The 2058-nt window shown below is 45.4% G+C and carries 2 protein-coding genes; one reads left to right on the top strand and one right to left on the bottom strand.

Annotated features, from left to right (window positions below; all coding sequences use genetic code 11):
- Positions 1–910: ATP-binding protein (locus Q0294_RS03320; RefSeq protein ID WP_299460903.1), on the top strand; the 910-nt coding region annotated here is incomplete at its 5' end.
- 96 nt (positions 911–1006) lie between these two features.
- On the opposite strand, the gene Q0294_RS03315 is transcribed toward Q0294_RS03320, so the two are convergent.
- On the bottom strand, positions 1007–2058 hold a 1052-nt coding region (locus Q0294_RS03315), incomplete at its 5' end, for a response regulator (protein WP_299460901.1).

The raw sequence follows: 2058 nt of genomic DNA, 5'->3' as shown, positions 1-2058 counted from the left end.
TGTAAAACGCGTCATTACAAATACTCTCAAGAACGATTTACCATTCAGCATTGAACATCGAGTTGTTCGCGCAAATGGTGAAATTCGGCACGTGCTTGAACAGGCCGCTCTGAAGAAGAACGTTGATGGCGAAACATTGCTCATGTACGGAACAATTCAGGATATTACAGAACGACAAGAAGCAAACAGGATGGTCCAGGAATACCGCGACGAACTGGCACACGTATCACGTTTGGCTGTGATGGGGGAATTAGCGGCAGGTCTCTCGCATGAATTGAATCAACCATTAACAGCCATTGCCAACTATAGCTCTTCTATGAGGAATATTCTGGAACAGGGGGGAGATGTTTCAGAGCTTATTTCAAAAATCGAATCGCAATCTCTGCGTTCAGGCGAAATTGTGCACAGGCTGAAATCGTTGGCAGCAAAGCGAAAGCAGCAACGGCTCCTGTTCAATATTCACGACTGTATCCGCAGCGCAATACAGTTAATTAATTACAAAATCCGACTGCAGCAGATCCAGGTCAAGCTGGTTGCCGAAAACAACTTCACCACGGTCTATGCAGATCGAGTCCAGATTGAGCAGGTACTTGTCAATTTGATCAAAAATGCTGTTGAAGCAATGGAAGAAACCCCCTTACCAAGAATTTTAACGATCGCAACCGCATCTACTGCTGATTCCAAAGTCGTGATTTCCGTTACCGATACAGGCGCAGGTATTCCGGACACAATCAAAAAACGGCTGTTTACTCCCTTCGCCACCAGTAAGAAAGAAGGGCTCGGCATCGGCCTCTCTTTAAGCCGATCTCTGGTTGACGCCTCTGGTGGAATGATGTGTTATCGCCCGAGCTCAAATGGGGGCGCCACGTTTGAGATTTCTCTACAGGCATCTCAAACACAAAATAAATAGCGGCTGGACTATCATGAAAAACGAATTGGGGTCGTGTCCGTGATTGATGCCTGCTTCAGTCGCGCTACTTACTTACAATCTGCTTCACACTTGAATTTAATTCGAAAGTACTCCTGCTGTATCCCTCAAATAGCGGTGCACCATTTCGTGTAACACTTCATATTTGATCGGCTTGCTTAGATATTCCGTACATCCGGCATCGAGACATTTCTCTCTGTCCGAAACAAGTGCGTGCGCAGTGACTGCAATAATGGGTGTCTGGTTCTCCTGGCCTCTTAAGAGCCGAGTCGCTTCATAACCATTCATCACGGGCATTTGCATATCCATCAGAATGACATTGAAAAGCTCATTCCGATTTGCTGTTTCATTCACCAGCTCAACAGCTTCTTTTCCGTTCGAGGCAGTCACCACTTCCAGCCCCATTTTATTCAACATATAACTGAAGAGTTTTCGAATCTCTTTCGTATCGTCTACCAGTAATACTTTGCCTTTCAGGTCACCCTGAGCGGCTTTATAGTTCCTGCGGCTCTGGACCTGCCTGTCGGAACTCACCAAACTGAGACTGCTACTCAACTTTATTTGTTGCGTTAAACTGCTTTCGTGCCCCACATTAATTGTGACTGCAAACAGACTTCCCTGATTCACAGTCGACTGGACTGTTAAATTTCCCCCCAGTAGTTGCACCAGTTTATGACTGAGAGTCAAACCTAATCCTGTCCCGCCATAATTTCGCGAGGTAGAACTGTCAGCCTGAGCAAAGGGTTCGAAAATTGTTTTCATTTTCTCTGCGGGAATCCCGATGCCGGTATCTGACACAATATATTGCAGAAGTCGGTCCTGTTTTGATTGGGAATAGACTCTGACTTCAAGATCGATGTTGCCGGATTCGGTAAACTTGATCGCATTACTGACCAGATTAGAAAGAACCTGCTTCAATCTGAGCGGATCGGTTTGAATCGTTTCCGGCACCGAATCGTGAAACCTGGATTGAATGGAAAGTCCTTTTTTAGTGGCTTTCGCCGCGTACAGATCAATCACATGCTGCAAGATCTTCATCGGGGAACATTGAACTTTCTTGATTTCAAAGTTTCCCATCTCGATCTTTGAAAGATCAAGAATATCGTTGATAACCTCTAACCCGAGATTTC

The organism is uncultured Gimesia sp. (genome assembly GCF_937919775.1).
Lineage (GTDB): Bacteria > Planctomycetota > Planctomycetia > Planctomycetales > Planctomycetaceae > Gimesia.
Note: the sequence above shows the minus strand (reverse complement) of the source record. Positions and strands in the feature narration are given on the sequence as shown.